This is a genomic window from Brevundimonas sp., from assembly GCF_016742135.1.
Lineage (GTDB): Bacteria > Pseudomonadota > Alphaproteobacteria > Caulobacterales > Caulobacteraceae > Brevundimonas.
In genome coordinates, this window is the sequence record NZ_JACVCG010000002.1 from 343,787 (window position 1) to 369,384 (window position 25,598).

Sequence of the window (25,598 nt, forward strand, 5' to 3'; positions counted from 1 at the left end):
GCGCGGCGTTAACGAAGCGTTGGGGAAGCGCGCCTCAAGCCTTCTCGACGAAGCTGTCGATGACCTTCTTTTCGCCGGCCTTGTCGAAGGCGACGCGCAGTTTGTTGCCCTCGACGCCCTGGATGCGGCCATAGCCGAACTTCTGGTGGAACACGCGCTCGCCCCGGGCCCACTGGCCTGACGGAGCGGCGGTCGCCGGGCTGTCGACGCGGCGGGCGACGCCCTCGATGGGCGGGGTGCGCGAAGCCGAACCGGACGTCGTCCGCTGCTGGGCCCGCTTCCAGCCGGGGCTGTCGTAGCCGCCGCCAAAGGTCGTGCCTTCGGACCAGCGGTCCTGCACCTGACGGGCGCTGGGAGCGGCCCCGTAATAGCCGGTCTCGCTTTCGGGCTGGACGTGATCGATGGGCAGTTCGTCGACGAAGCGGCTGGGCATCTGGGCGGTCCAGCGGCCATAGACCAGACGGTTGGCGGCGAAGCTGATCCGCGCATCGCGGCGTGCGCGGGTCAGGCCGACGTAGGCGAGCCGACGCTCCTCCTCGAGACCCTTTTCGCCCTTTTCGTCGATGCTCCGCTGGCTGGGGAAGACGCCTTCCTCCCAGCCGGGCAGGAAGACCAGCGGAAACTCCAGCCCCTTGGCCCCGTGCAGGGTCATGATCTGGACGGAGTCGTCGCCCGAGGCCCGCTCCATGTCTATCACCAGCGACACATGCTCCAGATACGCCTGAAGGGTATCGAACCCCTGCATGGCCTGGATCAGCTCCTTGAGGTTATCCAGCCGCGTCTGACCGGTCAGGCGATCGGCCTTTTGCATGTCGGTATAGCCGCTCTCCTCCAGCACGGTTTCGGCCAGCTGGGGGTGGGGCAGGTCGGCGGCCAGGGTCCGCCAGCGGTGCAGGTCGCGGGCGAACCCGGCCAGGGCGGTCCGCGTGCGGGCCTGAAGTTCGTCGGATTCGATCAGCCTGTGGACCGCCGCCATGGCCGAGATGCCCGCCGTGCGCGCCAGATGCAGGATCTTTTGCACCGAGGTGTCGCCAATCCCGCGCTTGGGCACATTGACGATCCGCTCGAAGGCCAGATCGTCGTCCTCGGACTGGATCAGCCGCAGATAGGCATGGGCGTCGCGGATTTCGGCCCGTTCGAAGAAGCGCGGCCCGCCGATCACCGTATAGGGGATGGCCAGCATGACGAACCGCTCCTCGAACGCCCGCATCTGAAACGACGCGCGAACAAGGACCGCCATGTCCTTGTATTTCAGGCCAGAGGCCCGGGCGGTCTCGATCTCGTCGGCGATCAGACGGGCCTCCGCCTCGCCGTCCCAGACCCCGCGTACGCGGACCTTGTCGCCACCGTCATCCTCGGTCCACAGGGTCTTGCCCAGTCGACCGCGGTTGCCCGCGATCAGGCCCGAGGCCGCGCCCAGGATATTGCCCGTCGAGCGATAGTTCCGCTCCAGCCGGACCAGTTTCGCACCGGGAAAGTCGCGCTCGAAGCGCAGGATGTTGTCGACCTCGGCCCCGCGCCAGCCATAGATCGACTGGTCGTCATCGCCGACGCAGCAGACATTGCCGGTGGAGGAGGTCAGCAGCCTCAGCCACAGATATTGGGCGACGTTGGTGTCCTGATACTCGTCGACCAGGATGTAGCGGAACCGCCTGCGGTATTCCTCTGCAATATCCGCATGCTCGGACAGGATCGTCAGGTTGTGCAGCAACAGATCGCCAAAGTCGCAGGCGTTCAGGGTCTTCAACCGGTCCTGATAAGCGGCATAGAGCGACTTCGCCTTGCCGTTGGCGAAATCCTCCGTACCCGGCAGTTTGGCCGGGGTCCAGCCGCGGTTCTTCCAGTGGTCGACCAGACCGGCCAGCGTCCGGGGCGTCCACCGCCTGGTGTCGATGCCCTCGGCCTCCATCAGCTGTTTCAGCAGCCGCTCCTGATCGTCCGTGTCGAGAATGGTGAAACTGGATCTCAGGCCCACCAGCTCGGCATGGCGCCGCAGAATCTGGGCGGCGATCGAGTGGAAGGTGCCCAGCCAGCGCAGCCCCTCGGCCGACGGCCCGATCAGATGGGTGATCCGCTCGCGCATCTCGCGCGCGGCCTTGTTGGTGAAGGTGACGGCCAGCAACTCCCACGGGCGCGCCTTGCCCGTCGCGAGAATGTGCGCCAGCCGCGTGGTCAGCACCCGCGTCTTGCCCGTGCCCGCGCCCGCCAGCACCAGCACCGGCCCCTCCGTCGTCTCGACCGCCTCGCGCTGTTCGGGATTCAGCCCCTGCAGATAGTCGGGCAGCGGCGAGCCGACCCGCGCCAGGTCGGAAATACGGGGAGGGAGGGGGAGCGAGTCGGACATGAGCGAAACATAATAGGAACCGGCGCGCGCCAAGGCCATCATGCGCGGCAAGGCAACGAGACCGGGAACCTGCGCCGTTCGCCTCCGTTTGGCACATCAGGCTTAACCGGAGGAAACAATGTCCGATCAATCGAACAACACGGGTGGCAACGGCGGCGGCGGGAATGCGGGTCTGGCCTTCATCGTCGGCGGTGTCGTCGTCGTGCTGGCCATCATCGCCTACTTCGTCTTCGCGGGCGGCATGGGCACCCAGGAGAAGCAGGTCGATGTCGATGTGAACCTGCCCGAGGTGTCGGCGCCCGACGTTCCCACGCCTTCGCCCGCGCCGGCTCAATAACCCATGGGATCGACCGTTCGGTTCGGCCTATCGCAGGCTGTACCGGACGGTCGTGACCACCCGCACCTTCTTGTCGGGAGACTGGCTCTCGTCGCCGATCTCATCCCGCGACAGGATCTGGAACGAGCCTTGGGTGGCTTCCCGGATGGGGCCCAGCGCCGTCCCGGAGTCCCTGGCGAATTGTTCCGCACCGGTGCGGGCCGAGGCGGTCGCCTCCGCGATCATCTCCGGGCGCACATCATTCAGCCGGGTAAAAACATAGGTGGGGCCGCTGAAATCCTGGATCACCACCCCCTGGCGCACCAGATCGTTCAGTGAGCGTGTCGTGGTCTGCACCCGCGCCACGTCCGTCGTCCGCACAATCACCGTCTGCGCCAGAATAAAGCGGGGTCCGTTGTTCTGGCCGCCGTATTCCCGCGACTGCATGTCGGTAACCTCCAGCCGCCCCAAGGTGACGGCATCCGCCGGATAGCCCTGGGCCGTCAGGAATTGGCGCACGGCCGCAAGGTCCGCATCGATCCTGCCCTGCACCTCCGACAGAACCTCACCCGTCGCCGTGAAGCGGACGGGCAGTATGGCCAGATCGGCCACCACATCCCGCTCCGAGAGGCCCCGGACGGTGACTACCCGGTCGCCTACCCTGGCATTGACCACGCCCTGGCCGATCAGGGCTCCGCCCCCGACCATCCCAAGCGCCAGAAGCCCGGCAACAGCGACGGCGGGAACAAGGCGGTTATCGGCTTTCATGGGGGGAATCCTGTGCTGATCTCCGCACCATGATCCCTTGGTGGGACGAGTCAAACGCTATCGCGAACGGGGTTATTCCGGCCCGGGGGCGGGGCGGGATCCGACGCCCAGGCCAGCGCGTGAACCCGGCAGGCCGAAGCGAGGGGGCGTCGGCCGCGCGCGGCATCGATCTGTTTCAACAGCGCCGCCAGGCTGATGTCCAGTGTCGCCGCACGGGCCTCCAGCACCGCCCAGAACTCCGGCTCCAGCGCGATGGAGGTGGCGTGCCCGGCCAGCATCACGGACTTTTTCTTCAGCATGAACGGGTCCTGTCGAGGCGTGACGTCCGGGCCAGCCAAGCGTATGCTAAAGCAACCGTCCTGTCCGGAATCCCACATGACCGACCTTGCCACACAAATCCCCGGCATCGACAGCTTCAATCCGGTGCGCGCGGAGCGTCTGCGTCCGCTGACCGCGCTCCGGGCCTTCCAGCGCCTGGTGCGAAACAAGGACGACACCGCCCAGGTGTTCGAGATCATGAAGGCCCTGAACGGTCGTTCGACCACGCGGGGCTATCAGAAGCTGCTGGGCACCTTCGAGGGCGGGCGTCAGGCCTATCTGCGCGAGGAGCTGGCGCAGCGCCTGGATGACCCCGAGTGGCTGACCCGCTTTCCCGAGGGGTCTGTCGGGGCGGCGTATCGCGCGTTCCGGGAAGCGACGGGATTTACCGCCGACGGCCTGGTCCGGGTCGAGCGTGAAGTGGTGCCCTTCATCGATGCCGAACACCCGACCGTCTGGTATTCGCGACGCCTGCGCGATGTCCACGACATCTGGCATGTGCTGACCGGCTTTGAGCCTGACGCCCTGGGTGAGGCCTGCGTGGTCGCCTTTTCCTATGGCCAGACGGGAAGCCTCGGCTTTGCCTTGATCGGCTGGGGTGCGGCCGGGGAAATCCGGCGCGAGAACCGCGCGGTGCCGGCGCGTCGCGCGGTCTGGCAGGCGTGGCAGATGGGACGGCGGGCCGAATGGCTACCCGGCCTGGACTATGAGGCTCTGTTCGCTCGCCCGCTGGACGAGGCCCGCCGCCGCCTGCGTATCGGCACACCCGACATCTATCTGTCGGTGCCCGTCGAAGTCCGGCGGGCGCTGAAGCTGCGCGCCTGACCCGGGCGGAGGCCCGGACTACAGCGTGCCGCAGCTGTCGACATAGCGCCAGGTCTGCTGACCATAGGTCTGACGCTGGATGGACTCCGAGACTCGACGGAGGCAGGCGCTGCGCTCACGCGATCGCCGCCAGAAGTCATCGGACCCTCCGGTATAGACGCCCCATGCCCGCCGAAGATTGGCCGCTTCCGCAGCGCGGTTCCAGTCGTCCTGGAACTGGCGGGCCCGGGTTCTCCAGGCCTGACAGTTGGTTCCGCCGTAGATGCAGTAGACCTCGACGTCGTAGCGGAAGGTGCCCACATCTGTGGTGTCGGGGCCAAATCGATCAATCTGATCGACGAACAAGGCCTCCATGATGTGTGGCGCGATCTGGTTCAGGACCTGCTGCGACGGCTCGTGACCCTGACGGGCCGCAAGTCCGTACCACCGGCCCGCCTCCAGCCGGTTCCGGGGCATTCCGTACCCGTAGAAGCTCATATAGCCCATGGCGTTCTGGGCATGCGGATCACCCGCTTCGGCATAGGGGCGCAACAGCTGCGCCGCCCGGGCGTGATTTCCGGCCTCGTAGGCATCCCAGCCGGCCTCATAGGGATTACTCTGGGCCATGGCCGCCGGGGCCTGGCTCAGTCCCAGCGACAGCGCCAGGAGAAGGGCCGCCGTGTGAAAACGGAACGTATGCATTCCAGTCCTCCCGTTAATTCCGTCCTCCGGCCCAGCTTGCCAACCTGCGCGGTGCGATAAACTGACGGTCCCTGACGGCGGGCGCGCAAATGGGCGCTCGTCACGGGGCGGAATTCGGGGCATGAGGCGGGCTGCTCCGTTCCCATCTGACCGGCTCCTTCCTTGACCTCGCCCGGACACCCCTCCTCAACGATGAAACTGGTTCTCGGCATCGGTGTCTGCGCCGTCATCTGGGGCACGACCTGGTATGCCATCACCCTGCAGCTGGGGCCGGTCGCGCCGACCGTCTCGATCGTCTGGCGGTTCGGTCTGGCGGCGCTGGCCCTGTTCGCCTTCTGCCTCACTACCCGGCGTCCGGTCCGGCTGAACCGGGTGCAGCAACTGGCGGCGCTGGGGCAGGGGGCCTTCGTCTTCGCCGTCTCCTATGGCTTTGTCTATGCGTCGGAAGAGCGGGTGCCGTCGGCCGTGGTCGCGGTCATTTTCGCCGGCCTGGCCTTCATCAACCTGGTGCTGTTCCGCTTTATCGCCGGGCAAAAGGCGTCGCGTCTGGCCTGGGGTGGAGCAGCGCTGGGCCTCCTCGGTGTCGCAGTCCTGTCTGGCTCGGAGATTCTGGGCAGCGACATGACAGAGGCGGCGGGCCTCGGTGTCGGCATGGCCGCGCTGGCCGTGCTCAGTTCGGCCCTCGGAAACTATTTCGCCTGGAGAGGACAGGTCGCGGGTTCGGCCGTCATGCCCGCCACCGCCTGGGCCATGGCCTATGGCACCGCCATGCTGGCCGTCTTCGGCCTGACCCAGGGGGTCGAATGGCGGATCGAGCCGACGGTCAGCTACATCGGCTCGCTGCTCTATCTGTCGTTGCTCGGCTCGGTCGTCGCCTTCGTCATCTATTTCAGCATTGCCCGGAGCCGGGGCTATGCGCTGGCCAGCTATATCTCGGCCCTGACCCCGCCCATTGCCATGCTGGTGTCGGTGCTGTTCGAGGGAGCCAGCTTTGGTCTGGCGGCGCTGTTCGGCCTCGCCCTCGTGCTGGCTGGTCAGGTGCTGCTGATCCGCGCGCCGAAGGTCAGCTAGCCCCAAGGCTAGCGACGGTCGTCGTCGTGCTCGTCATCCGGGGCGGGCTTGCCTTGGCGCGCGGCCTTGCGCTTCGCCTCCAGCCGCAGGGCGACCAGCAGGGGGATGAGGCCGTGCCGGACGCGCTTGTCCTTGCGGGGATCAATCATGATCGTCCTCCCGTTTGTGGCCCTCGATATGCCGGTCCGCCCGCTCGCGTTCGATCCGCCGCGCCTCACGGTCCGCGCGGGTGCGGCCATGCAGAAGCCGGTTCGTTGCCGCCGTCGCCGCTGCCGCCGCCTTCTGACGGGCCTTTCGCGCGCGGTTCAGGTTGATGATCTCGGCCATGCGACAAAGCCTACCCCAGGATGTCAGGAAATTCACTCGGTGCCGGCCGGCTCCCTGCCTATATATTCGCGCATGGACCTAATTCGACTGATCCTCAATGTGCTCTGGCTGATCTTCGGCGGCCTGATCTCGGCCGTCGGCTGGTTCTTCGGCGGTGCCCTGCTGGCGCTCACCATCGTCGGCCTGCCGTGGACCTTCGCGGCCTGGCGGATCGGGACCTATACGCTGTGGCCATTCGGGCGAGAGATCGTGTGGCGTGACCCCGACGTGGGTGACATCGGGGTGGGTCCGGTGGGCGTGATCCTGAACGTCATCTGGTTCATTTTCGCCGGTTGGTACATCGCTCTCAGCCACCTGATTGCGGCCTTTGTGGAGGCCATCACCATCATCGGCATCCCGTTCGCGCTCAAGGATCTGGAGCTGGCCAAGCTGGCGCTCGCGCCGGTCGGCCGTACCATCCGCGACAAGCCCTGAAGCATCCTCCAGCGCTGCCGTATGCAACGGCTTTCCGCGCCCTCCCGTTGATTGGACACATCCAACCGAAAGGGAGCGACCATGCTGGAAGCCATCAAGGAACATATGGACGTCATCGGATCCGACGGGGGCCGCATCGGCCGCGTCGATCACGTCAGGGGTAATGAGATCGAACTGGCCAAGCTGGATTTCGACACCGGCTTCAAACATCGGATGATCCCCATGGACTGGGTCAACCACGTCGATGAGCACGTCCACCTGAACCTCACCGAGGACGAGGCCAAGGCCCGCTGGACCGACAAACAGTAGGCTGGTCCGCCTCTGAAAGACGGAAGGCCCCGCTTTCACCGGCGGGGTCTTGCGCGTCAGAAGCCGGTCAGTAGGCGATCAAGAGCTCGGCGGATGTCATCCTCGCGGCCAGCGAGAGACCCTCGGGTCGGCCCGAGAGATCGGCGATCCAGTGCCGCCAATTCCGAGAGCATCAACACGAACGCTTCCTCCGCGTGGGAAACCCGCAGAGTCACCTTCGTAAGCACGGCCTCTTCCGGCATTCGGAAGAGCGGAGCCACCAGCACCGTGGGCCCCTCATCGTAGAGATGGGACTGCACGACTACGACAAACGGGGCGATCTCGCGGGATCGCAGTGCGGGGTTATCCAGAATGTCGAACTGGCGGATCACCAGGTCCGGACATCCTCTCCGAACACGCCGTGGCGATCGATCCGCTCACGGTGCAGGGCGATGGCTTCGGCGTTCTCCGAGGCCCATTGCCGGGCCTTTTCCGCCGAGGCCAGATTCACGCGCTTCTCGTCGAGGATGGCTCGAAGGCTCTCGACGGTCAGAGCTTCGACGTCAATATTCAGCGCGCGGGCTTCGTCCAGCAGCGCCTGATCGATTTCGATTCTCAGCTCGGCCTTTCCCATAGGGGAAGCCTAGCACGAAGTTGTAACGCGGGCGATCCAGCCGCGCCATGGGTCCCTAGCCGGGCGCGATCATCGTCTCGGGCCGGACGATGGCGTCGAAATCCTCACCGGGGATGCCGAGCGCGATGGCTTCCTCGCGCAGGGTGGTGCCGTTTTTGTGCGCGGTCTTGGCCACCTTGGCGGCCAGGTCATAGCCGTATTTTTCCTTGAGCGGCGTCACCAGCATCAGCGAATTCTTCAGGCCGCGCTCAATGTTGTCGAGGCGCGGCTCGATGCCGACCACGCAGTTGTCGGTGAAGCTGACCGCCGCATCGGCCAGCAGCCGCACCGACTGCAGGAAGTTGTAGGCCATCATCGGGTTGTAGACGTTCAGCTCGAAATGCCCCTGCGAGCCGGCAAAGCCAATGGCGGCATTGTTGCCGTGGATGTGAGCGCAAACCTGGGTCAGGGCCTCGCACTGGGTCGGATTGACCTTGCCCGGCATGATCGACGAGCCCGGCTCGTTTTCCGGCAGGGCCAGCTCGCCCAGACCCGAGCGCGGGCCGGAGCCGAGGAAGCGGATGTCATTGGCGATCTTGAAGCACGACATGGCGACCGTGTTGATCGCGCCGTGGGTCATGACCATGGCGTCGTGGGCGGCCAGGGCCTCGAACTTGTTGGGGGCCGAGGTGAAGGGCAGGCCGGTGATCTGCGCGATCTTGTCGGCAACGCCCTCGGCGAATCCGACCGGGGCCGACAGGCCGGTGCCGACCGCCGTGCCGCCCTGGGCCAGCTGCATCAGGTCGGGCAGGGTCGACCGGATCCGCTCGATGCCCTTGGCGATCTGCTGGGTGTAGCCGCTGAACTCCTGGCCGAGGGTGATGGGGGTGGCATCCTGGGTGTGGGTGCGGCCGATCTTGATGATGTCCTTCCACGCCTGCGCCTTGTCGTTCAGGGCATTGTGCAGGGTCTGCAGGGCCGGCAGCAGGCGGTGCACCACCTCCTCGGCACAGGCGATGTGCATGGCCGTCGGATAGGTGTCGTTCGACGACTGGCTCATATTCACATGGTCGTTCGGGTGCACCGGTGCCTTGGAGCCCATTTCGCCGCCCAGCATCTCGATGGCGCGGTTGGAGATCACCTCATTGGCGTTCATGTTCGACTGGGTGCCGGAGCCGGTCTGCCAGACGACCAGCGGGAAGTGGTCGTTCAGCTTGCCCTCGATCACCTCATCGGCGGCCTTGATGATGGCCTGGCCCAGTTTCGGGTCGAGCTTGCCCAGTGCCATATTGGTCTCGGCGGCGGCCTTCTTGACGATGCCCAGCGCCCGCACGACCGGCAGGGGCTGCGTCTCCCAGCCGATCTTGAAATTCCCCAGACTGCGCTGCGCCTGCGCGCCCCAGTAGCGGCTGGCAGGCACATCGATCGGGCCAAAGGTATCAGTTTCGACGCGGGGCTTCTGGGTATCGGACATGAGCGGCTTTCCGGTAGCGGGGATCAGGGGCTTGGCGCGGGAATGGGCGCGGGTGTAGCACGAAGTGTCAGGGGGACAAGCGCCCCGGGGGCGGGAACACAGGATGCGATATCTGGCGATGATCACCCTCGCGGCGGCGGCCCTCGCAGGCTGCGCGACCGAGGCCAGGGTGTCCGGCGATCCGGTGCGCGTCGATCTGGTCACCGAACGCGGCGTCATCTCGCTGGAGCTGGCCACCGACAAGGCGCCGCTGACGGTCTGCAACTTCCTGTCCTATGTCACCGACGGCCATTACGAGGGGGGCAGCTTCTTCCGCACCGTCGTCGCCGAGACCAACGCCAACCCCAATCCGATCAGTGTGATCCAGGCGGCCACCCCGCGCGGGGCTGACGACGACCTCAACCCGCCGATTCCGCTGGAGCGCACGCGTGACACGGGCCTCAGCCACCGGGCCGGCACGATATCCATGGCGCGCGACGGGCCCGATACGGCCACCTCCAGCTTCTTCATCATGGTCGAGGACGCGCCGGCGCTCGATTATGGCGGTGCGCGCAATCCGGACGGGCAGGGGTTCGCCGCCTTTGGCCGGGTGACCGCCGGCATGGGCGTGGTCCATGACATCCATCGCAGCCCGGCTGGTGCCGAAGAACAGCTGACGCCGCCGATCAAAATCCTGGCCGCGACCGTGGTGGGCGAGGTGCCCGCCCCCTGTCACCCATGAGCCCCGACTGGATCGGGATCGGCAAGGTCCGGGCGCGGGAGGTGGGGCAGGGGGTCGAGATCACCATCGACGGCCTGACAACCCAGGCCAAATACTATAAGCCGCTGGTCTATGAGTTCATGCGCAAGGAATGGCGCGGCGCCCGGCCCTCATGGGGCGACCACGTCGTCGAGATCGACATGGAGCATGTCGGCGAGCCCCCGCACATGGATCTCGACAATCTGGCCAAGGCCCTGCTGGACGCCATCAAGGGTTATCTGTTCCACGACGATGCCCAGGTCGCCCGCTTGCTGGTCCAGCGCCACGAGGGTGACCGTGAGCGCATCACCATCCGGGTCTTTCCGCGCTCAGGTCAGGCGTCCGGCCCGATCGGCGGATAGCGCTCGAACGCCGGGATCTGGTCCAGAGCGGCCATCCAGCCGATCCGTTCGGCGGTCTGGATCTGGGCCTGGATGGGCAGGGCGTCGGGGTCATCCAGCGTGGCCCCCTGGATGTCGGTCATGCCCGGAAAGATGACGTCATTCGTATAGAACAGGCCCGTTCCGCAGGTGACGCAGAACGAGCGTCGGCCATGCTCGGACGAGGCATAGGTACGAGTCTCGCCCGTAATCGTCAGGCTGTCGGTCGGTACAAGACACCAGCTGACGGCTGGCGCACCCGAGGCCTTTCGGCAGTCAATACAGTGGCAAAGCGCGTGATGCTCAACTTTACCGTCCGTCCGGTATCGCACCGCGCCGCAATGGCATCCGCCCTCGAGCATATCGTCCTCCCGCGCTCCATGTTCCGCAAATGTTCCACGCCTGACGGATCGTGGCAAGCGGGGAAGGCGACCTCAGCGGCGGAAGGCGTAGGTGGTGGCCAGAAGCGGCGCGATGTCCACGCCGACCACGGTCTGCGGCTCGGAGGCCGGCCGAAGGCCTTCCTCGCGCTCACGCCGGGAGACACACAGGGTCGCCTGATCCGCGAGGACCAGAAAGTTCGGTGAGGTCGGCAGACTCTCGAGAATACAGCCGTCGAAATAGGGGTAGGTCGCGTCCTCGGAACAGCCGAATGACGACCGGTCCCGCCGCGCCGCACTGATGACCATCCGGTTCGGGGCCGCCAGCCGGTCGGCGAACACGCCCGAGAAACAGGCCGAAACGATCACCACCGTCGGCCGCGTCCCGCACCAGCCGTCAATCCGGCGCGCCATCTCGTCGGGGCTCATCAGGCGATTGGGGCCGAACACGATCCCGCGCGGCGATCCGTGGGAGGTGAAATACAGAAAGCACCCCCGGGTCGCCTGTTCGGCATTGCGCCCTATGGCGTCCAGCGCCTGATCGGCCGAGGTCGGGTTGGGTACATCGGGGCGCAGGGTAAAGTCGACCATGTCGGCCCGCGCAAAGCCGACGTCCTGGAAGCCCGCCACCAAATCGCGACGCGCATTGTCGAAAGCCTGGATCGGCGTGCCCCGGCTGGTGGTCCAGTCGGCGGCGACGATCGACGCGGCCCAGCCGTCGAATGCGCCTTCGGAAGTCTGACCGCTCGAGGTGGTCGCGCAGGCCGCCAGCGACAGGCCGGCGATGAGGGTGACAACGGCACGACGGATCATTTGCGGCTCCCCAGCCCAATCAGCGTTACACGCCATTGATCCCGGCGAAACGGCGAGGGTCAACCCGTCGGAAGCTGATTCCCCTCACCCCGGCGGCCGCCATTTGCCCGGGGGCTGCCAGGTGGGTGCCTGTCCTCCGGGCGACAGGATCGACAGCGGGTCCCGGGCCGGGCTGGCCTGCGGTTTGGCGAGGATGGCCGACAGAGGCTGGACCTGTGCGGAAGCCGGGGCGGGTGCGGGAGGATAAAGCTCCGGATAGATATGGGCATCGGCCTTGCGCTGATCGAAAGTGTAAAAGGCCGGCATGGTAATGCGGCGCCCGCGCGTAACCTTCAGCACGCCATGCTCGTGGTGATAGCCGGCGCTGAACGCCACCAGCATGCCCCGCCTCGGCTTCAGCACCCGGTCCTTGGCGGTGAAGTACAGTTCTCCGCCCTCATAGTCGTCGTTCAGATAGACGATGCTGGAAAAGTCCCGCCACGGGGTGCTGTGGGCCGTGCCGTCGGGATTGCTGTTGTCGGTGTGGGGTGGCAGGCACGAGCCCTGTTCCCAGATGTTCAGCTGCACCGTGTCGGTCCACAGCGGGCGGGTCAGGGCATAGAACTCACCCAGCATGGCGGTCGCCCGCTTCTGGAACCCACCCATGATCGCCGCCGCCGAGGCATCGTGCGCCGCGACATCGGTCATATAGACGATCCGGCCCTCCCAGAAGTCGATGCCGATGCGGCGATGTTTCACCAGGCCGTGCAACCGGTCGAACATGCCCAGCAGGCGGTCACATTCCGCCGACGTCAGGAAGTCCGGAACGATGATGAAATCCTGCTCCCCATACTGGTCCGGGGTGATCGGAGCCGTCGCCTCGGACGGCGTCAGGACGCCATCGACGACGCGCCTGCGGCCCGCGAAATTCGCCTCGGTCTGGCCGGGATCAATGGTCGCCATCAGACTGTCCGACGCCCACGCCCTGCGATCCACTGCGTTCATGCGGTCCACTCCGTATTACGGACTGAATTCGCTAAACTATGGAGGAGGCGTTGGGAAGTGACAGGGGCTGACGGCGGGGGCCAGTCCAGAGATTATAACTTATGACCGTTCTTGGCGCCTAGCTCCAGACCCGAGCGACAGTGGCTTCCCTCACCCGAAAAGCACGTTACAAGCTTTGCCTATGGCTCATAAAGGGTGCGGAATAGATGTGGATGTTTCGACGGCCCGTTGATCGGCTCAAACTATTCGCAGGGGGCCTAGATTGAAGCCTCTCTTCGACTACGATTTTAGCAAGCGGGTCATTCTGGACACAAATACGCTGCTCAACGCCACCTTCAATCGTGGTGGCTTGGCGGCTCATGCCATCTCTGTTCTTCGAAGAATGGCTACCCCGGTCTATGTCACACCGTCGATTGAAGCGGAGGTTGGGCGCGTTTCGGATCGTTTGAAGCGGAAGTACAGGCTAGCGTATGACCCGGCACAGGCAGTCCGCACTGTTCTTCGCGCTCAAGGAATACTTTTTGCTCCGCCTCCCAGAGGACCTCCAATTCCGCACGTCAATAAAATTGACGAACCGATTGCGCGCGCAGCGCGGCACCTCGATGCAGCAATTATAACGGACGACATTGAGTTCATCGTGGAGGCGCGTGCTGCGGGCATTGAAGCGTGGCAGTACTGGGAGGTGTCCAGAAGCTACAGCGGCGATGGCGAGCTCCCCGATCTCTCGAAAGTCGTCCGCTATGGTGCTCCTAATGGCAAATGTGGCTACATATTTGTACGCGCGGTGCCCGGCAGCTGGGCGGGGCTCAAAATCGAGGAGCGGTTCTCGATCTGCGAAATCAGCGAGGGGCTATGGCTGTACTACGACGGCCTGAGTGAGCAGTGGAAAGTTCAGACCCCGGCGGGCGAGATTGTGCGACTGTCGATGCCTCTGGAAAACGACGGCCACTATATCGTCGGGGTCAACCTGCGGCCAACTGAGAAGGGGTGTCATATCGCTTTGATGGCGGCGAAACAGGGCGGCCAAGAAGCCATCGCAAGAGCCGATGTCCGAGCGGCTGGGAAAGGCATAGGTAATTCGGAGCTAAGTATCGGCCATAACCGCCACCAGCTTGAGCACTGGAACGGAGCGATCAAAGATCTAGTGGTGGCATCGGGCAGCCTCCCACCTCGGACCTTCAGGCTCTTGGTATCGACGGAAGACCTGTCTCCGAATCCCGCAGACTCCGATACGCTAGCGGAAGCCGTACAGAGGGTCATCGCGCTTGTGAGATAGGCCGGGTCCGCTTCTCGCAACCCCCTGCCACGGACCGCTGCAGCTAGCCAGCCGCTCTACTTCTTCCGGAACTGGTCCAGAGAGACGACCTTGGGGCCGTCGTCGCCGGACGGCGGAGGCGGGGTGGTCGGCTCGGCCGGTGCCTCCTCGACCGGGTCCTCGACCACCTCTTCGACCACGGTCTCGAACTGCAGCAGGAACTGCACCGACGGGTCGAAGAAGCGGGTGATGGCGAGATAGGGGACGGTCATGGCCTTGGGCACGCCCCCGAACCGCAGCATCACGCTGAACCGGTCGGCCTCGACCGCGAGATCCTCATACTGGTGCTGCAGGACGACGGTCATCTCTTCCGGATATTTGGCCACCACGTCGGGGGGCAGCAGGACGCCGGGTGCCCGCGTCTGGAAGGTGATGTAGAAGTGGTGCGCCCCGGGCAGGCCGCCGGGTTCGGCCGCGCGTTCAAGCGCGGCACGGATCACGCCGCGCAGGGCATCCTGTGCCAGGCGTTCATAGTGCATTTCATCGACGGGAGGGGTCGCGCTGGTCATGCCTGCCTCTGTGAGGAACGGACCCTGATAACCCCGCGCGCCCATCAGCGGAAGGGCAGTCTCGCCATCAATGCAGGAAAGCGCCGGGATTCTGTTGCCAGGCTCCCGACAGGCCCCGCCTGAAGATCTGAACCTCCAGGAGTTTAGATTGGAATTACCGGAACCGCATTACGCGGCGACAGCGTATTCCCCAGCGAAGTTATCGTTCGCAGTTAGAAAACGGCCCGATGACGATGGGCCAGTACGAGCGAAAGCAATCTTCTTTACACGTCCGTCGATGCTAGTCGGCCCCATGATCTCCGCCGATAACGCGGGGGAAATGGTGGAGCCGCCGGGAATCGCACCCGGGTCCGGTCCGCTTATTACAAGCGCCTTTATCGCCATAGTCCGGGCGAACCCGGACCTTCCCAATATAGGGGCGAAGGGATGAAAATCCAATAACCGGCCACAGCATCCGTTAGCGCTGGCCAGAGACGCGGACCTGGGGCAATCAACGGAAACCATTTTTCCAAGGAGGCCCCTGTGTTCACCCGTCTTCTCATGATTGCCGTGGTGCTGGCCCTGGGGTCCGGCCTCGCCACAGCGCCCGCCCTGGCCCAGGACGCTTCGAAAGCCACCTTGTCCGCCTCCGACCGCGCGGGTCTCGACGCCCGGATCGATCAGATGAGCGGCATGATCGAGGCCGGGCAGTTCTCGGCCATGATCGAATTCCTGCCACCGAAGGTGCTTCAGACCATCGCCGACACCTACGGAGTCACTGCCGACGAGGCGCGGGAGGCCAGCCGGCAGATGGTGGATGAACTGATGAGCCAGGTGACCATCGTAGAATACGACGTCGACCTGGCCGGAGCCGAGACCTTCGTCACCCCGGACGGCAGCCGGCAGTATGTCATCCTTGACCTCAACATGGTGATGGAAACCCAGGGCATCCGGGTGAAGGCCGTGTCGCCCAATCTCGCCTTCAAGGATGACGGCGTCTGGTACATCATGGACGTCAACGACCCCGCCCAGGCGGCCATCCTCCGCCAGGCCTACCCCGAGTTCGAAGGTGTCACCTTCCAGCCCGGCACCATGGAAATCATCGAGTAGCGCCCAGCGCCGGGGGAGAAGGCTATCGTGACCGTGCTGAGGAGTTCGCATCGTCTGCTTCTGGTTTATGGCGCACTGAGCCTGGCGACCGTGGGGCTGGGATGCCTGATCTGTGCGCTGGCGGGCGTGCCGACCGGATCCTGGGTGCGCAATCTGATCGCCTGGGGCGTGGGTCTGACCGCTGCCTGGGGGATTGCCACCCTCGCCGGAAAGCGGACCGCGACCGTCCTGCTCGGGCTGGCGGCCCTGCTCGTGGCCGCCAGCCTGCTGGGCCCGGCGCAGCAGGGGGTGCACCGCTGGCTGGTGCTGGGCCCGCTGCACATCAACCTTGCCCTGCTGATGCTGCCGATGGCCGTCGTGGCCCTGGGCTGGACGCGGGAGCGCGCGTCCAGCTGGGGTCTCGCTCTTGTCCTTCTGGGCCTTCTGGTCCTCCAGCCCGATGCCTCACAGACGACGGCGTTCGCGGGGGCAATGGCCCTCATCGCGCTTCGGGCACCGCTTTCGACGCCTGTGCGGGTCGGCCTTGTCACGGTGGCTGCCGGGCTGACCGCCTTCAGCTGGCTGAGGCCTGATCCGCTGGCGCCCGTACCCGAGGTCGAGGAGATCGTCGCTCTGGCCTGGGGCATCACGCCGGTGCTGGCAGTGGCGGCGGTCGTCCTGATCCTCGCGACAGCGCTGGCCCCGATGCCAGGTGCCCGGTCGGGTGCGAGGCTGCCCGGCATGGGCCTGCCCCTGTCAGTCTATTTCCTGCTGACGGTCGGCACGACCCTGTTCGGGGCCTTCCCCATGCCCCTGCTGGGGATCGGCATGAGCCCCATCGTGGGCTTCTGGCTGGGGGTCGGTCTGCTGGCCGCGCAGATCAGATGCGCTCCCAGTCCGGCATCTGATTCCTGAACCAGGTCAGCTGGCGTTTGGCATAGTTGCGGGTGGCCTGACGCATCTGGGCCAGCGCCTCCTCCCGCGAGGTCTCACCGCGAAGATGCGCTGCCAGCTCTCGCACGCCGACCGCCTTCATGACCGGCAGGGCAGGGGACAGGCCTTGGTCCATCAGGGCCCGCACCTCACCCAGCGCCCCGCGTTCCAGCATCACGGCGCAGCGGGCATCGCAGGCAGTATACAAGGCCTCGCGTTCCGGCAGGATCAACTGACCGGTCCAGCGGCCGGGGCTCAGGATCGGGCGGGTGTCGGCTTGCCAGTCCGACAGGGCCCGTCCGGTATGCGTGGCCACCGCCATGGCGCGGATCAACCGTTGCCGGTCATTGGCCTCGATCCGCGCTGCGGCCTCGGGATCGACCCCCGCCAGTCGCTGCCGGAATGCCGTCTCGCCCACCCGGTCATAATCGGCCTCGACGGCCTGCCGCACCGCGTCTGGCACCGGCGGAATGTCGGCCAGCCCCCGGGTGAGGGCCGTGAAATACAGGCCCGTGCCGCCGACCAGCACGGCGGGCCGCCCCCCGATCTCGTCCAGCAGGTCCTCGACCGCCCGCACCCAGCGCCCGACCGACCAGGGGTCATCGCCCGCCGCCACGCCGTACAGCCGGTGCTCGGCCCGCGCCTCTTCCTCCGCATCCGGTCGGGCGCTCAGCACGCGCAGCCCGGCGTAAAGCTGCTGGCTGTCGGCATTGATGATTACCGCCCCGGTCCGTTCGGCCAGCTCAAGCGCCCGCGCCGACTTGCCCGACGCGGTCGGCCCCCCGATCAGGGTCAGTCTGGCGGCCTCGCCCTGGGACAAATGGAACCTCGCGCCGATGCGGTCAGGGGGATAGAAGGTCCGGTAAACCCCCTCGCGCGCTCAGGAGCAAGCCGTGCCCGACAGACAGGCCGTCATCGATCTGCTGAACCGCCTGACCGATCCGGTCACCGGCGGCGGCCTGATGGACGGCGGCAAGGTCAAGGGTCTGGTGGTGGCCGAGGATCGCGCCGGCTTTGTGCTGGAGGTCAATCAGGCCGAGGTGACCCGCTATGCCCCCGTCCGCGACCAGGCCGAAGCCGCGCTCAAGGCCCTGCCGGGCATCACCCGCGTGTCGGTCATCCTGACGGCCGAGACCACACCGGCGCCCGCGCGCCGCACCGCCGGCCTGTCCAAGGCCGCCGTCGATCAGGGCCGCCCGAAGGCCCCGGTGCCCACTGACCGCCCCGACCATGTGCGCCGCGTCATCGCCGTCGGCAGCGGCAAGGGCGGGGTTGGCAAGTCGACCGTCGCGGTCAATCTGGCCGTGGCCCTGTCGCAGCAGGGGCTGCGTGTCGGCATTCTCGACGCCGATGTCCATGGCCCGTCGCTGCCGACCATGCTCGGCATCTCCGGCAAGCCCGACTATGTCGACGGCAAGATGGAGCCGCACCGGGTGCACGGGCTTGCCGCGATGTCCGTCGGCCTGCTGACCGAAGCCTCCGACGCCATGATCTGGCGCGGGCCGATGGCGTCGCAGGCCCTGACCCAGATGCTGACCCAGACCCGCTGGGGCACGGCTGAGGCGCCGCTGGACGTGCTGGTCGTTGACCTGCCGCCCGGCACCGGCGACGTGCATCTCAGCCTGATCCAGAAGACCCCGCTGGACGGCGCCATCATCGTCACTACGCCCCAGGAGGTCGCCCTCGCCGACGCCCGCCGCGCCCACGCCCTGTTCCAGAAAGTCGGCGCGCCGGTGCTCGGACTGGTCCAGACCATGAGCGGCGACATCTTCGGCACCGAAGGTGGTCCGGCCGAGGCGGATCGGCTGGGCATCCCCGTCCTCGGCGATATCCCCTTGGACGCCGCCGTCCGGCAGGCGGGCGATGCGGGCCGTCCCGTGACCCTCGACAGCCCCGACGGAGAGGCCGGCCGCCGCTTCACCGATCTGGCCCGTGCCGTGGCCGACAGGCTCAATCTCACGGCGTCCTGAGAAAAATCCGCGAGGCAGGGTTTTCAAACGCAACCCTAATCGCCACCTTGGCGGTTCCAGTCACTGAACCGCGAGCCTGCCATGTCCGTCGATGCCCTGTTCCAGCCCTTCCAGATCAAGTCGCTGAAACTGCCCAACCGCATCGTCATGGCGCCCATGACCCGTTCCTTCTCGCCGGGCGGCATCCCGACCTCCGATGTGGCCGGCTACTATCGCCGGCGTGCCGAGGGCGACGTCGGCCTGATCATCACCGAGGGCACCGTCGTCGAGCGCCCCGCCGCGCGCAATGACGCCAACGTTCCCGTCTTCCACGGCGAGGCCCTGCCCGAATGGAAGAAGGTGGTCGACGAGGTCCACGCCGCAGGCGGCCTGATCGCGCCGCAGATCTGGCACGTCGGCTCGGCCCGCGGCCAGGGCGAGGACTGGAAGCCCCTCGGCAAGGTCGACAGCCCGTCCGGCATGACCACCCCCGGCAACCGCAAGCTGGAGCCCATGACCGAGGAAGACATCGCCGACACCATCGCCGCCTTCGGTCGCTCGGCGAAGGCCGCCCGCGAGCTGGGCTTTGACGCGGTCGAGATCCACGGCGCCCACGGCTATCTGATTGACCAGTTCTTCTGGAGCGGCCTGAACGATCGCAACGATCGCTGGGGCGGCCCGACCATCGCCGACCGCGCCCGCTTCGGCGCGGAGGTGGTCAAGGCAGTGCGCGAGGGCATCGGCCCCGACATGCCCCTGATCCTGCGCCTGTCCCAGTGGAAGTCCCACGACTTCGCCGCCAGGAATGCCCATACCCCGGATGAGCTGGCCCAGTGGCTGGCCCCGCTGTCGGAGGCCGGCGTCGACGTCTTCCACGGCTCGCAGCGCCGCTTCTGGGAGCCCGAGTTCGAGGGCTCGGACCTCAATTTCGCCGGCTGGATCAAGAAGCTGACGGGCAAGCCCACTATCACCGTCGGCTCGGTCGGTCTGGACGGAGAGTTCATCGCGGCCTTCGGGGGCGCGGGGTCGAAGCCCGCCTCGCTGGACGGCCTGATCGCCCGGCTGGAGCGGGAGGAGTTCGATCTGGTCGCCGTCGGCCGCGCCCTGCTGGCCGACCCGTACTGGGTGCAGAAAATCCGCGACGGCCGTCTGGGTGAGCTCAAGGATTTCGAACGCTCGGCAATGGCGACGCTCAGCTAGGAAGTGGCGAGTGGCGCGTGATGAGTGGCGTGTAAGACGGGCGGCCGGACGTTCAGGCTTTCCTCGTCACTCGCCACTCGACACTCGACACTCATCACTCGGCTTCGACCACCACGGCCGTGCCGTAGGCCAGCACTTCGGTGATGCCGGGCATAATCTCATTGGCGTCATAGCGCATGGCCAGGATGGCATTGGCGCCCATGCCCTTCGCGTCTTCCAGCAGCGCCTCATAGGCTTCCTGCCGGGCGGCCTCGGCCAGTTTGACATAGGCGCCCACGCGCCCGCCCACCATCGACTGCAGGCCGCCGATGGCGTCCGAGACGATGTTGCGCGAGCGCGCGGTGATCCCGCGCGTCATGCCCAGCACCCGCACCACGCGGTGGCCGGGCAGGTCATTGGTAGTGGCGACGATCATCTGGCTCTCCGGTCCAGGGTGCGAAACACATAGGGGTGGTCGTCCTTTTCGCCCGCATCATGCGCCTCGGACGCCATCTCGACAAAGGCCGCCTCGTCAAAGGCCGGAAACAGAGTGTCGCCCTCGGGTTCGGCCTCGACCTCGGTGATGTACAGCCGGTCGGCCCGGTCCATCACCGCCTCATACAGCTGCGCCCCGCCGATCACGCAGATCTCGTCGACGCCGTCCTCGCGCGCCTGCTCGCGCGCCATCTCCAGCGCTTCCGACAGGCTGGTGCAGACCACCGCGCCCTTGGCCTCAAAGCTCTCGTCGCGGGTCAGCACGATGTTCAGCCGGCCGGGCAGGGGCTTGAGCGGCAAACTCTCCCACGTCGTCCGCCCCATCAGGCACGGCTTGCCCATGGTCACGGCCTTGAACCGCTGCAGGTCCCCGCGCAGCCGCCAGGGCAGGTCGCCGTCGCGCCCGATCACGCCATTCCGCGCCCGGGCCGCGACGAGGGACAGGCGAGGGCGGATCATGCGGGGGCCTTCTCCAGCCAGTGCAGCCATTTCCGCTGCATGGCCGCCTCCAGATCGATGCCCGCGCTGTCGCAATAGATCAGCAGCATACCCAGCACATCGGCCGCCTCATCGCCCAGCTTTCCGGCATCCGCCTCACCGCGGGCCCGTCCGCTCATCCGCAGATGCTCGGCCGTCAGCTCGCCCAGCTCCTCCTGCAGCTTCAGCAGGGCCCAGTCGCGGTCGCGATCGATCCCGTGTTCGGCCGCATAGATGTCGGAAATGCGCAGGACGTCACGCTTTAACTGGTCTACCGTTATGGTCATATCCTGCCTGATCCAAAGCCCACCAAGCATGGCTGAGGGCTGCGGTGAATTCCTGTCGAACATCGTCTGAAACTGGCCGCGTCGTATACTTCTCGTAATTTTTCACGAGTACCGCCCATACCGGACCATGGCAGGCGACGGCAACTACACCCGGAACACTCGTGTCTACCTCGACCAACGCCTTACGACGCAGCGGCTCAATGCCCGGGTAATCTGGCTTGATCCATGTCTGGTTGTTTCCGCCTTTCAAGCTCGATCTCAGCAGTACCAAACTCTCGTCGGGGAGCTTGCTAATCCTGTTCTTGACATCGGCCTCATAACGCCAACCGCTGAACAGCGGAGCAACTCGCATCAAACCAACTACGACAAAGGTAAAAACTGAAATCAGCAGTATTCCGGTTGCAATCAAACTACCCAGAGGGCCCCAATCCTCGAAGTCAGGCAGTAGGTTTTTATAGTCCGCCAGAAGAAACATTGCTGCGGCGCCGCCGCATATCGCTGATAGTCGGAGCGGCTGCTTGAGGAGTGCGTTGACCGCCTCTACCAAGCCACCGCTCATACCGCGACCACGGCCTTGATGTGGGGCCAGGGGTCATAGCCCTCCAGCGTCACGTCCGACAGCTCATAGGCGAACAGGTCGTCGCGCGGGGCCAGCGTCAGGGTGGGGAAGGGGCGAGGCGCCCGCGACAGCTGCTCCTCGGCCTGATCCAGATGGTTCAGATACAGGTGCACATCCCCGAAACTATGGACGAATTCCCCCGGCTCCAGTCCGGTCACCTGGGCGATCATCAGGGTCAGCAGCGCATAGCTGCCGATGTTGAACGGCACGCCGAGGAAGATGTCGGCCGAGCGCTGGTACAGCTGGCAGCTCAGCTTGCCGTCCGCCACGAAGAACTGGAACAGGCAGTGACAGGGCGGCAGGGCCATGTCGTCGACATCGGCCGGGTTCCAGGCCGTGACGATGTGCCGGCGGCTGTTGGGATTGGTGCGGATGCTCTCGACCACCTTTTCGATCTGGTCGATCACCCGGCCGTCGGGCGCGGTCCAGCTGCGCCACTGCTTGCCATAGACGGGGCCCAGCTCGCCCTCGGCGTCGGCCCATTCGTCCCAGATGCGGACGCCGTTGTCCTTCAGCCAGCGGATATTGGTCTCGCCCCGCAGGAACCACAAAAGCTCGACGATGATCGACCGGGTGTGCAGCTTCTTGGTGGTCAGAAGCGGAAACCCCTTCGACAGGTCGAACCGGATCTGCCGCCCGAATACCCCCAGCGTGCCCGTGCCCGTCCGGTCGCCGCGCCGCGCGCCATTGTCCAGAATGTCCCGCAGCAGGTTCAGATACTGATACTCGGGATGCGCGGGATCCGCCGCCGGTCCGGCATCGTCGGTCAGGATCGGGGCGAGGGCGTTCATCCCGCCACTTTGCCGCTGATTCGCGAAACGCCAATGCGCGGCGGTGGATAGCTTGCCCACCCATCTGTGGACTCAGTCGGATCGGCGTCTCCTCCCTGCCGCGCAGCGGTGGGGAGGGGGACCACGGAGTGGTGGAGGGGATCTTTCTTGAGCACGCTCTCAAGAACCCCTCCGTCACGGCGCTGGCGCGCCGCGCCACCTCCCCATCTTCGATAAGGAGGAGACGGGAACCGCGATAGCCGCGACCTATTTCCCGAATACCTTCAACACCCCAGCGTTTCCGGGACCGTTCTGCCCACCTTGGTCCGCGCCGCACCCATACTGTGCGGTTGCCGAATGCCTGGCCGACAGAGGTGCACTCATTTCAGACGGTTCAGACGGTTCAGACGGTGTTTTCGGCACCCGCAATTCAGACCATTCAGACCATTCAGACGGTATTTTCTGTAGCTACCCCCCGAACCCGCCCTCATCCAGAAACGCCTGCTCCTCGGCCGTCGTCTCGCGGCCCAGGGCGGCGTTGCGGTGCGGGAAGCGGCCGAAGCGCACGATGATGTCGCGATGGATCTCGCCCCATTTGCGGTCCTCGGGGTCATCCCCGATCAGGGCCATGAACCGATCCTGGTCCTCCAGCCGCTCGGAATGCTCGAAGGGCAGCAGCAGGAATTTGCGCAAGCCCGCCTCGGTCCGCTCCAGATGCCCCCGCGCCACGGCATCGTTCGCCAGGCTGAGCGCCAGCGGGTCGGTGGCGAACTGGTGGGCCGTGCCGCGGAACGCATTCCGGGGCAGCTGGTCCAGCAGGATGATCAGCGCCAGCGCCCCCTCTGCCGTCTCCATCCACCCGTCCAGCTCGCGCCGGGCGCCTGCCATGTGGGCGTCCAGGAAACGGTCCTTGAAGGCGGCATCGAACGCCTCATCCTTGGCGAACCACTTGCCGGGGCCCGCCTCTTTCCAGAAGGTGACAACTTCAGTGGGAGAAATATCTTGGGTCATGCCAGTCATAGTCCTCTCAAAGTGAACCTGCTTTCAAGCCTGCTGCTCGCGACAGCGCTGCTGGCGTTCGCCAGTTCGACGGCTCATGGCCAGGACGCGCGGGCTCGTGCCGATGCCTATCTGGCCTGCCCTGCCGCGGGAATAGCCCTGTGGATACCTGCGCCCAGACGCGCGCCTTCGCCCCCGGATGATCCGACCTTGATCGTTATGGAGCGGGATCCAATCGACGTCCGTTGGGCCGGCGACGATGACTGGATCGATCCTCCGGCAGTGCCCAAGGAAGTGTTGTCGGAACCAGAGACTTGGATCCGGCCTGTTTCCGTGCGGGAGGAGCACGAGGCGGTCAGGCGACAGGCCGTGGCCGAATTTCCTGCGGGTTCGCCCAGCGTCCTGCTGTTCCAGCGGACAGAACATTGGGCCTGGCACTCGGAAAGCACCGTTGCCGTACGCTTCCCGGATGGGAGTTGGCGGGTAGACTACGTGCAACGCTACGACGATGGCACTGTCAGGCGCGATCAACGCACTCTGGACTCCGAGGCATCTCGGCGCATGGACGAACTCGTTTCCGACCCTTGCCTCGCTCGTGAGCCGTTCGTTTCAGAGTTTGCCCATGTCACCTCATCCGACAACACACGTTGGACGCTTGAAGTTGATGACGGCTCACTGACGACGAGGATCGCCGGCCGGGATTCCGGTTTCGGGCGCGCCGGGGCCATTATTTATTTACTCCGTGGAGGGACTGCGTTTTGACCCCGCTGCCCGTTTTCCACGACCGCGACTGCGACCTGTCGATCATCCGGGGCAAACGCGTCGCCGTGATCGGCTATGGCAGTCAGGGGCGGACCCATGCGCTGAACCTGCGCGATTCGGGCGTGACCGACATCGTCGTGGGCCTGAAAGCCGGCTCGAAGACCCGCGCGGTGGCCGAGGCGGACGGCTTCAAGGTCCGGACCGCCGGCGAAGCGACGGCCGGGGCCGATGTCGTAGCCATCATGGTCTCGGATGAGGCGCACCGCGATCTGTGGGCCGACGAGATCGAACCCGCTATCCGCCCCGGCGCGGCCCTGATCTTTGCCCATGGCCTGTCGGTGCGATTCGGCCTGGTAACGCCCCGGGCGGACCTCGATGTGATCCTGGCCTCGCCCAAGGGGATCGGTCCGCGCATCCGCGACCTGTATGAAGAGGGGCAGGGGGTCTTCTGCCTGTTCGGCGTGCATCAGGATGCGTCCGGCGGGGCCCATGCCCTCGGCCTGTCCTATGCGGCGGCGCTGGGCTGTGGTCGCAAGGGTATTCTCGAGACCACCTTCGCCGCTGAGTGCGAGAGCGACCTGTTCGGCGAGCAGGTGGTGCTGTGCGGCGGGGTCAGGGAGCTGGTCGACGGGGCCTTCATGAAACTGGTCGACGCCGGCTATCCGCCCGAGGTCGCCTGGTTCGAATGCTTCTATGAGCTGAAACTGGTCACCGACCTGATGTTCGAAAAGGGCATCGCCGGGGCCTTCGGCCGGATATCGAACACGGCCGAGTATGGCGCCTATCTGACCGGGCCGCGCGTGCTGGGCGAGGCGTCCAGGGCCGCCATGGACGAGGTGCTGGCTGAGGTGCGCTCGGGCGCCTTCGTGAAGACACTTATGGCCGACTATGACGCGGGCTCCCCCGACCTCTTGGCGCGCAGGAAGGCGCTGGGCGAACGGCCGATCGAGGCCGTGGGCCGCCATCTGGCGGAGGTGGCTGGCAGATTTAAGGCGTAGGGAGGGGAGGAGGGCCCGGGAGCCCCGATCAGCGCCCGGGTCGCGCTGCAGATAAAATGGTCGGAGTGAGAGGATTCGAACCTCCGACCCCTGCGTCCCGAACGCAGTGCTCTACCAGGCTGAGCCACACTCCGACTTGAGGAGGGGGCTTATACCGAGGCCGGACACCGCCCGCAAGCCGGGATCGGGCCTATTTCTCAGCGAGATGTAAAGCGCCGCAAAAGAAGCGAAAACGGGGTGTTGCATCGCCCGCAGCCTTGGCGTATCTCGGCGCCTCTCGCGGGCCCGCCCGCGACGCACCGGCCCTGCTGGGGAATGGTGTAATGGTAACACTACGGTTTTTGGTACCGTCATTCTAGGTTCGAGTCCTAGTTCCCCAGCCATCCATTTTTAAGCCCATTGAAATCATTGGAAGTCCCTCTTTCAGGGGGATTTCCGCGCTG

General features: G+C 65.7%; 34 protein-coding genes, 2 tRNA genes and 1 other RNA gene. 15 read left to right on the forward strand and 22 right to left on the reverse strand.

The genetic code is table 11. The features are described from left to right. Nucleotides 1-34: 34 nt before the first annotated feature. A complete protein-coding gene (locus IBJ06_RS05295; RefSeq protein WP_292157953.1) occupies nt 35-2,344 on the reverse strand; it encodes a UvrD-helicase domain-containing protein in 2,310 nt (769 codons plus the stop codon). A gap of 118 nt (nt 2,345-2,462) precedes the next feature. Here IBJ06_RS05295 and IBJ06_RS05300 point away from each other — a divergent pair, with 118 nt between their 5' ends. Continuing rightward, on the forward strand, nt 2,463-2,681 hold the full coding sequence (locus IBJ06_RS05300) for a hypothetical protein (RefSeq protein WP_292157955.1): 219 nt from the start codon (nt 2,463-2,465) through the stop codon (nt 2,679-2,681). A gap of 27 nt (nt 2,682-2,708) precedes the next feature. Here IBJ06_RS05300 and IBJ06_RS05305 read toward each other — a convergent pair whose 3' ends face one another. Next, a complete protein-coding gene (locus tag IBJ06_RS05305) occupies nt 2,709-3,428 on the reverse strand; it encodes an SIMPL domain-containing protein (RefSeq protein ID WP_292157957.1) in 720 nt (239 codons plus the stop codon). Between the two features lie 50 nt (nt 3,429-3,478). Further along, on the reverse strand, nt 3,479-3,727 hold the full coding sequence (locus IBJ06_RS05310; protein ID WP_292157959.1) for a ribbon-helix-helix domain-containing protein: 249 nt from the start codon (nt 3,725-3,727) through the stop codon (nt 3,479-3,481). Nucleotides 3,728-3,803: 76 nt separating this feature from the next. Here IBJ06_RS05310 and IBJ06_RS05315 point away from each other — a divergent pair, with 76 nt between their 5' ends. Next, on the forward strand, nt 3,804-4,571 hold the full coding sequence (locus tag IBJ06_RS05315; RefSeq protein ID WP_292157961.1) for a Coq4 family protein: 768 nt from the start codon (nt 3,804-3,806) through the stop codon (nt 4,569-4,571). 18 nt (nt 4,572-4,589) lie between these two features. On the opposite strand, the gene IBJ06_RS05320 is transcribed toward IBJ06_RS05315, so the two are convergent. Then, nucleotides 4,590-5,252, reverse strand: a complete 663-nt coding sequence (locus IBJ06_RS05320; RefSeq protein WP_292157963.1) for a hypothetical protein — start codon at nt 5,250-5,252, stop codon at nt 4,590-4,592. A 192-nt stretch (nt 5,253-5,444) separates the two neighbouring features. On the opposite strand from IBJ06_RS05320, the gene IBJ06_RS05325 reads away from it, so the two are divergent. Continuing rightward, nucleotides 5,445-6,323, forward strand: coding sequence for an EamA family transporter (locus IBJ06_RS05325; protein ID WP_292157965.1), 879 nt, complete (start codon nt 5,445-5,447; stop codon nt 6,321-6,323). An 8-nt stretch (nt 6,324-6,331) separates the two neighbouring features. On the opposite strand, the gene IBJ06_RS05330 is transcribed toward IBJ06_RS05325, so the two are convergent. Together IBJ06_RS05330 and IBJ06_RS05335 are read right to left on the reverse strand one after the other, a co-directional pair. Further along, nucleotides 6,332-6,472 (reverse strand): hypothetical protein, encoded by a 141-nt coding sequence (locus IBJ06_RS05330; protein ID WP_292157967.1) that lies wholly within the window; start codon nt 6,470-6,472, stop codon nt 6,332-6,334. Beyond that, nucleotides 6,465-6,650 carry a DUF4169 family protein gene (locus tag IBJ06_RS05335; RefSeq protein WP_292157968.1) on the reverse strand — a complete coding sequence of 62 codons (186 nt, stop codon included), beginning with the start codon at nt 6,648-6,650 and terminating at the stop codon, nt 6,465-6,467. Before IBJ06_RS05335 ends, IBJ06_RS05330 begins: the two co-directional genes overlap by 8 nt. Before the next feature lie 72 nt (nt 6,651-6,722). On the opposite strand from IBJ06_RS05335, the gene IBJ06_RS05340 reads away from it, so the two are divergent. Both IBJ06_RS05340 and IBJ06_RS05345 read left to right on the forward strand, forming a co-directional pair. Then, entirely contained in the window at nt 6,723-7,124 is a 402-nt protein-coding gene (locus tag IBJ06_RS05340; RefSeq protein WP_292157970.1) for a YccF domain-containing protein, read from the forward strand. Nucleotides 7,125-7,205: 81 nt separating this feature from the next. Then, nucleotides 7,206-7,433, forward strand: a complete 228-nt coding sequence (locus IBJ06_RS05345) for a DUF2171 domain-containing protein (protein ID WP_292157972.1) — start codon at nt 7,206-7,208, stop codon at nt 7,431-7,433. A gap of 56 nt (nt 7,434-7,489) precedes the next feature. Here the strand turns inward: IBJ06_RS05345 and IBJ06_RS05350 are convergent, their stop codons facing one another. Genes IBJ06_RS05350 through fumC form a run of 3 tightly spaced genes read right to left on the reverse strand, consistent with a single transcriptional unit; the run spans nt 7,490 to nt 9,499 of the window. Next, nucleotides 7,490-7,804, reverse strand: a complete 315-nt coding sequence (locus tag IBJ06_RS05350; RefSeq protein ID WP_292157974.1) for a CcdB family protein — start codon at nt 7,802-7,804, stop codon at nt 7,490-7,492. Beyond that, nucleotides 7,801-8,046, reverse strand: coding sequence for a type II toxin-antitoxin system CcdA family antitoxin (locus IBJ06_RS05355; RefSeq protein WP_292157976.1), 246 nt, complete (start codon nt 8,044-8,046; stop codon nt 7,801-7,803). Before IBJ06_RS05355 ends, IBJ06_RS05350 begins: the two co-directional genes overlap by 4 nt. A 55-nt stretch (nt 8,047-8,101) precedes the next feature. After that, nucleotides 8,102-9,499 carry a class II fumarate hydratase gene (gene fumC, locus IBJ06_RS05360; RefSeq protein ID WP_292157978.1) on the reverse strand — a complete coding sequence of 466 codons (1,398 nt, stop codon included), beginning with the start codon at nt 9,497-9,499 and terminating at the stop codon, nt 8,102-8,104. Nucleotides 9,500-9,602: 103 nt separating this feature from the next. On the opposite strand from fumC, the gene IBJ06_RS05365 reads away from it, so the two are divergent. Together IBJ06_RS05365 and IBJ06_RS05370 are read left to right on the forward strand one after the other, a co-directional pair. Beyond that, nucleotides 9,603-10,220, forward strand: a complete 618-nt coding sequence (locus IBJ06_RS05365; RefSeq protein WP_292157980.1) for a peptidylprolyl isomerase — start codon at nt 9,603-9,605, stop codon at nt 10,218-10,220. Then, complete coding sequence (locus tag IBJ06_RS05370; RefSeq protein WP_292157982.1) at nt 10,217-10,600, forward strand: RusA family crossover junction endodeoxyribonuclease; 384 nt, start codon at nt 10,217-10,219, stop codon at nt 10,598-10,600. Before IBJ06_RS05365 ends, IBJ06_RS05370 begins: the two co-directional genes overlap by 4 nt. On the opposite strand, the gene IBJ06_RS05375 is transcribed toward IBJ06_RS05370, so the two are convergent. From IBJ06_RS05375 to IBJ06_RS05385, 3 genes are all read right to left on the reverse strand, one after another. Continuing rightward, nucleotides 10,573-10,980 (reverse strand): GFA family protein, encoded by a 408-nt coding sequence (locus IBJ06_RS05375; protein WP_292157984.1) that lies wholly within the window; start codon nt 10,978-10,980, stop codon nt 10,573-10,575. The two genes, IBJ06_RS05370 and IBJ06_RS05375, sit on opposite strands and share 28 nt — an antisense overlap. Nucleotides 10,981-11,052: 72 nt before the next feature. Beyond that, a complete protein-coding gene (locus IBJ06_RS05380; protein ID WP_292157986.1) occupies nt 11,053-11,811 on the reverse strand; it encodes a C13 family peptidase in 759 nt (252 codons plus the stop codon). 84 nt (nt 11,812-11,895) lie between these two features. Beyond that, nucleotides 11,896-12,795 carry a 2OG-Fe(II) oxygenase gene (locus tag IBJ06_RS05385; RefSeq protein ID WP_292157988.1) on the reverse strand — a complete coding sequence of 300 codons (900 nt, stop codon included), beginning with the start codon at nt 12,793-12,795 and terminating at the stop codon, nt 11,896-11,898. Nucleotides 12,796-13,057: 262 nt separating this feature from the next. On the opposite strand from IBJ06_RS05385, the gene IBJ06_RS05390 reads away from it, so the two are divergent. Beyond that, nucleotides 13,058-14,071 (forward strand): hypothetical protein, encoded by a 1,014-nt coding sequence (locus tag IBJ06_RS05390; RefSeq protein ID WP_292157990.1) that lies wholly within the window; start codon nt 13,058-13,060, stop codon nt 14,069-14,071. A gap of 56 nt (nt 14,072-14,127) precedes the next feature. On the opposite strand, the gene IBJ06_RS05395 is transcribed toward IBJ06_RS05390, so the two are convergent. Beyond that, entirely contained in the window at nt 14,128-14,619 is a 492-nt protein-coding gene (locus IBJ06_RS05395; protein ID WP_292157992.1) for a ClpXP protease specificity-enhancing factor SspB, read from the reverse strand. 79 nt (nt 14,620-14,698) lie between these two features. Next, nucleotides 14,699-15,061, reverse strand: a transfer-messenger RNA (tmRNA) gene (gene ssrA / locus IBJ06_RS05400). A gap of 80 nt (nt 15,062-15,141) precedes the next feature. Between ssrA and IBJ06_RS05405 the strand changes: the two genes are divergently transcribed. Both IBJ06_RS05405 and IBJ06_RS05410 read left to right on the forward strand, forming a co-directional pair. Continuing rightward, a complete protein-coding gene (locus tag IBJ06_RS05405; RefSeq protein ID WP_292157994.1) occupies nt 15,142-15,708 on the forward strand; it encodes a hypothetical protein in 567 nt (188 codons plus the stop codon). Between the two features lie 27 nt (nt 15,709-15,735). Further along, on the forward strand, nt 15,736-16,602 hold the full coding sequence (locus IBJ06_RS05410) for a hypothetical protein (protein WP_292157996.1): 867 nt from the start codon (nt 15,736-15,738) through the stop codon (nt 16,600-16,602). On the opposite strand, the gene miaA is transcribed toward IBJ06_RS05410, so the two are convergent. Beyond that, on the reverse strand, nt 16,568-17,440 hold the full coding sequence (gene miaA, locus IBJ06_RS05415; RefSeq protein WP_292158000.1) for a tRNA (adenosine(37)-N6)-dimethylallyltransferase MiaA: 873 nt from the start codon (nt 17,438-17,440) through the stop codon (nt 16,568-16,570). The genes IBJ06_RS05410 and miaA overlap by 35 nt on opposite strands. A gap of 73 nt (nt 17,441-17,513) precedes the next feature. On the opposite strand from miaA, the gene IBJ06_RS05420 reads away from it, so the two are divergent. Both IBJ06_RS05420 and IBJ06_RS05425 read left to right on the forward strand, forming a co-directional pair. After that, nucleotides 17,514-18,590, forward strand: coding sequence for an Mrp/NBP35 family ATP-binding protein (locus IBJ06_RS05420; protein ID WP_292158002.1), 1,077 nt, complete (start codon nt 17,514-17,516; stop codon nt 18,588-18,590). 81 nt (nt 18,591-18,671) lie between these two features. Then, nucleotides 18,672-19,769, forward strand: coding sequence for an NADH:flavin oxidoreductase (locus tag IBJ06_RS05425; protein ID WP_292158004.1), 1,098 nt, complete (start codon nt 18,672-18,674; stop codon nt 19,767-19,769). Nucleotides 19,770-19,863: 94 nt separating this feature from the next. Here IBJ06_RS05425 and IBJ06_RS05430 read toward each other — a convergent pair whose 3' ends face one another. The 6 genes from IBJ06_RS05430 to IBJ06_RS05455 form a co-directional block, all read right to left on the reverse strand. Beyond that, nucleotides 19,864-20,184 (reverse strand): YbjQ family protein, encoded by a 321-nt coding sequence (locus tag IBJ06_RS05430; RefSeq protein WP_292158006.1) that lies wholly within the window; start codon nt 20,182-20,184, stop codon nt 19,864-19,866. Continuing rightward, nucleotides 20,181-20,702 (reverse strand): dihydrofolate reductase, encoded by a 522-nt coding sequence (locus IBJ06_RS05435; protein WP_292158008.1) that lies wholly within the window; start codon nt 20,700-20,702, stop codon nt 20,181-20,183. The genes IBJ06_RS05430 and IBJ06_RS05435 overlap by 4 nt, the downstream gene beginning before the upstream one ends. Beyond that, nucleotides 20,699-21,007 carry a phosphoribosyl-ATP pyrophosphohydrolase gene (locus IBJ06_RS05440; RefSeq protein WP_292158010.1) on the reverse strand — a complete coding sequence of 103 codons (309 nt, stop codon included), beginning with the start codon at nt 21,005-21,007 and terminating at the stop codon, nt 20,699-20,701. The genes IBJ06_RS05435 and IBJ06_RS05440 overlap by 4 nt, the downstream gene beginning before the upstream one ends. Next, nucleotides 20,976-21,566: a hypothetical protein gene (locus IBJ06_RS05445; RefSeq protein WP_292158012.1), complete on the reverse strand. Its 591-nt coding sequence runs from the start codon at nt 21,564-21,566 to the stop codon at nt 20,976-20,978. Before IBJ06_RS05445 ends, IBJ06_RS05440 begins: the two co-directional genes overlap by 32 nt. After that, complete coding sequence (locus IBJ06_RS05450; protein WP_292158016.1) at nt 21,563-22,417, reverse strand: thymidylate synthase; 855 nt, start codon at nt 22,415-22,417, stop codon at nt 21,563-21,565. The genes IBJ06_RS05445 and IBJ06_RS05450 overlap by 4 nt, the downstream gene beginning before the upstream one ends. A 447-nt stretch (nt 22,418-22,864) precedes the next feature. Beyond that, complete coding sequence (locus IBJ06_RS05455) at nt 22,865-23,407, reverse strand: DUF924 family protein (RefSeq protein WP_292158018.1); 543 nt, start codon at nt 23,405-23,407, stop codon at nt 22,865-22,867. Here IBJ06_RS05455 and IBJ06_RS05460 point away from each other — a divergent pair. Both IBJ06_RS05460 and ilvC read left to right on the forward strand, forming a co-directional pair. Next, nucleotides 23,399-24,157 carry a hypothetical protein gene (locus IBJ06_RS05460; RefSeq protein WP_292158020.1) on the forward strand — a complete coding sequence of 253 codons (759 nt, stop codon included), beginning with the start codon at nt 23,399-23,401 and terminating at the stop codon, nt 24,155-24,157. The genes IBJ06_RS05455 and IBJ06_RS05460 overlap by 9 nt on opposite strands. Next, on the forward strand, nt 24,154-25,155 hold the full coding sequence (gene ilvC, locus IBJ06_RS05465; protein WP_292158022.1) for a ketol-acid reductoisomerase: 1,002 nt from the start codon (nt 24,154-24,156) through the stop codon (nt 25,153-25,155). The genes IBJ06_RS05460 and ilvC overlap by 4 nt, the downstream gene beginning before the upstream one ends. A gap of 57 nt (nt 25,156-25,212) precedes the next feature. Here ilvC and IBJ06_RS05470 read toward each other — a convergent pair. After that, nucleotides 25,213-25,289, reverse strand: a tRNA-Pro gene (locus IBJ06_RS05470). Between the two features lie 175 nt (nt 25,290-25,464). Here IBJ06_RS05470 and IBJ06_RS05475 point away from each other — a divergent pair. Further along, nucleotides 25,465-25,538: transfer RNA gene (locus IBJ06_RS05475), tRNA-Gln, on the forward strand. Nucleotides 25,539-25,598: the final 60 nt, after the last annotated feature.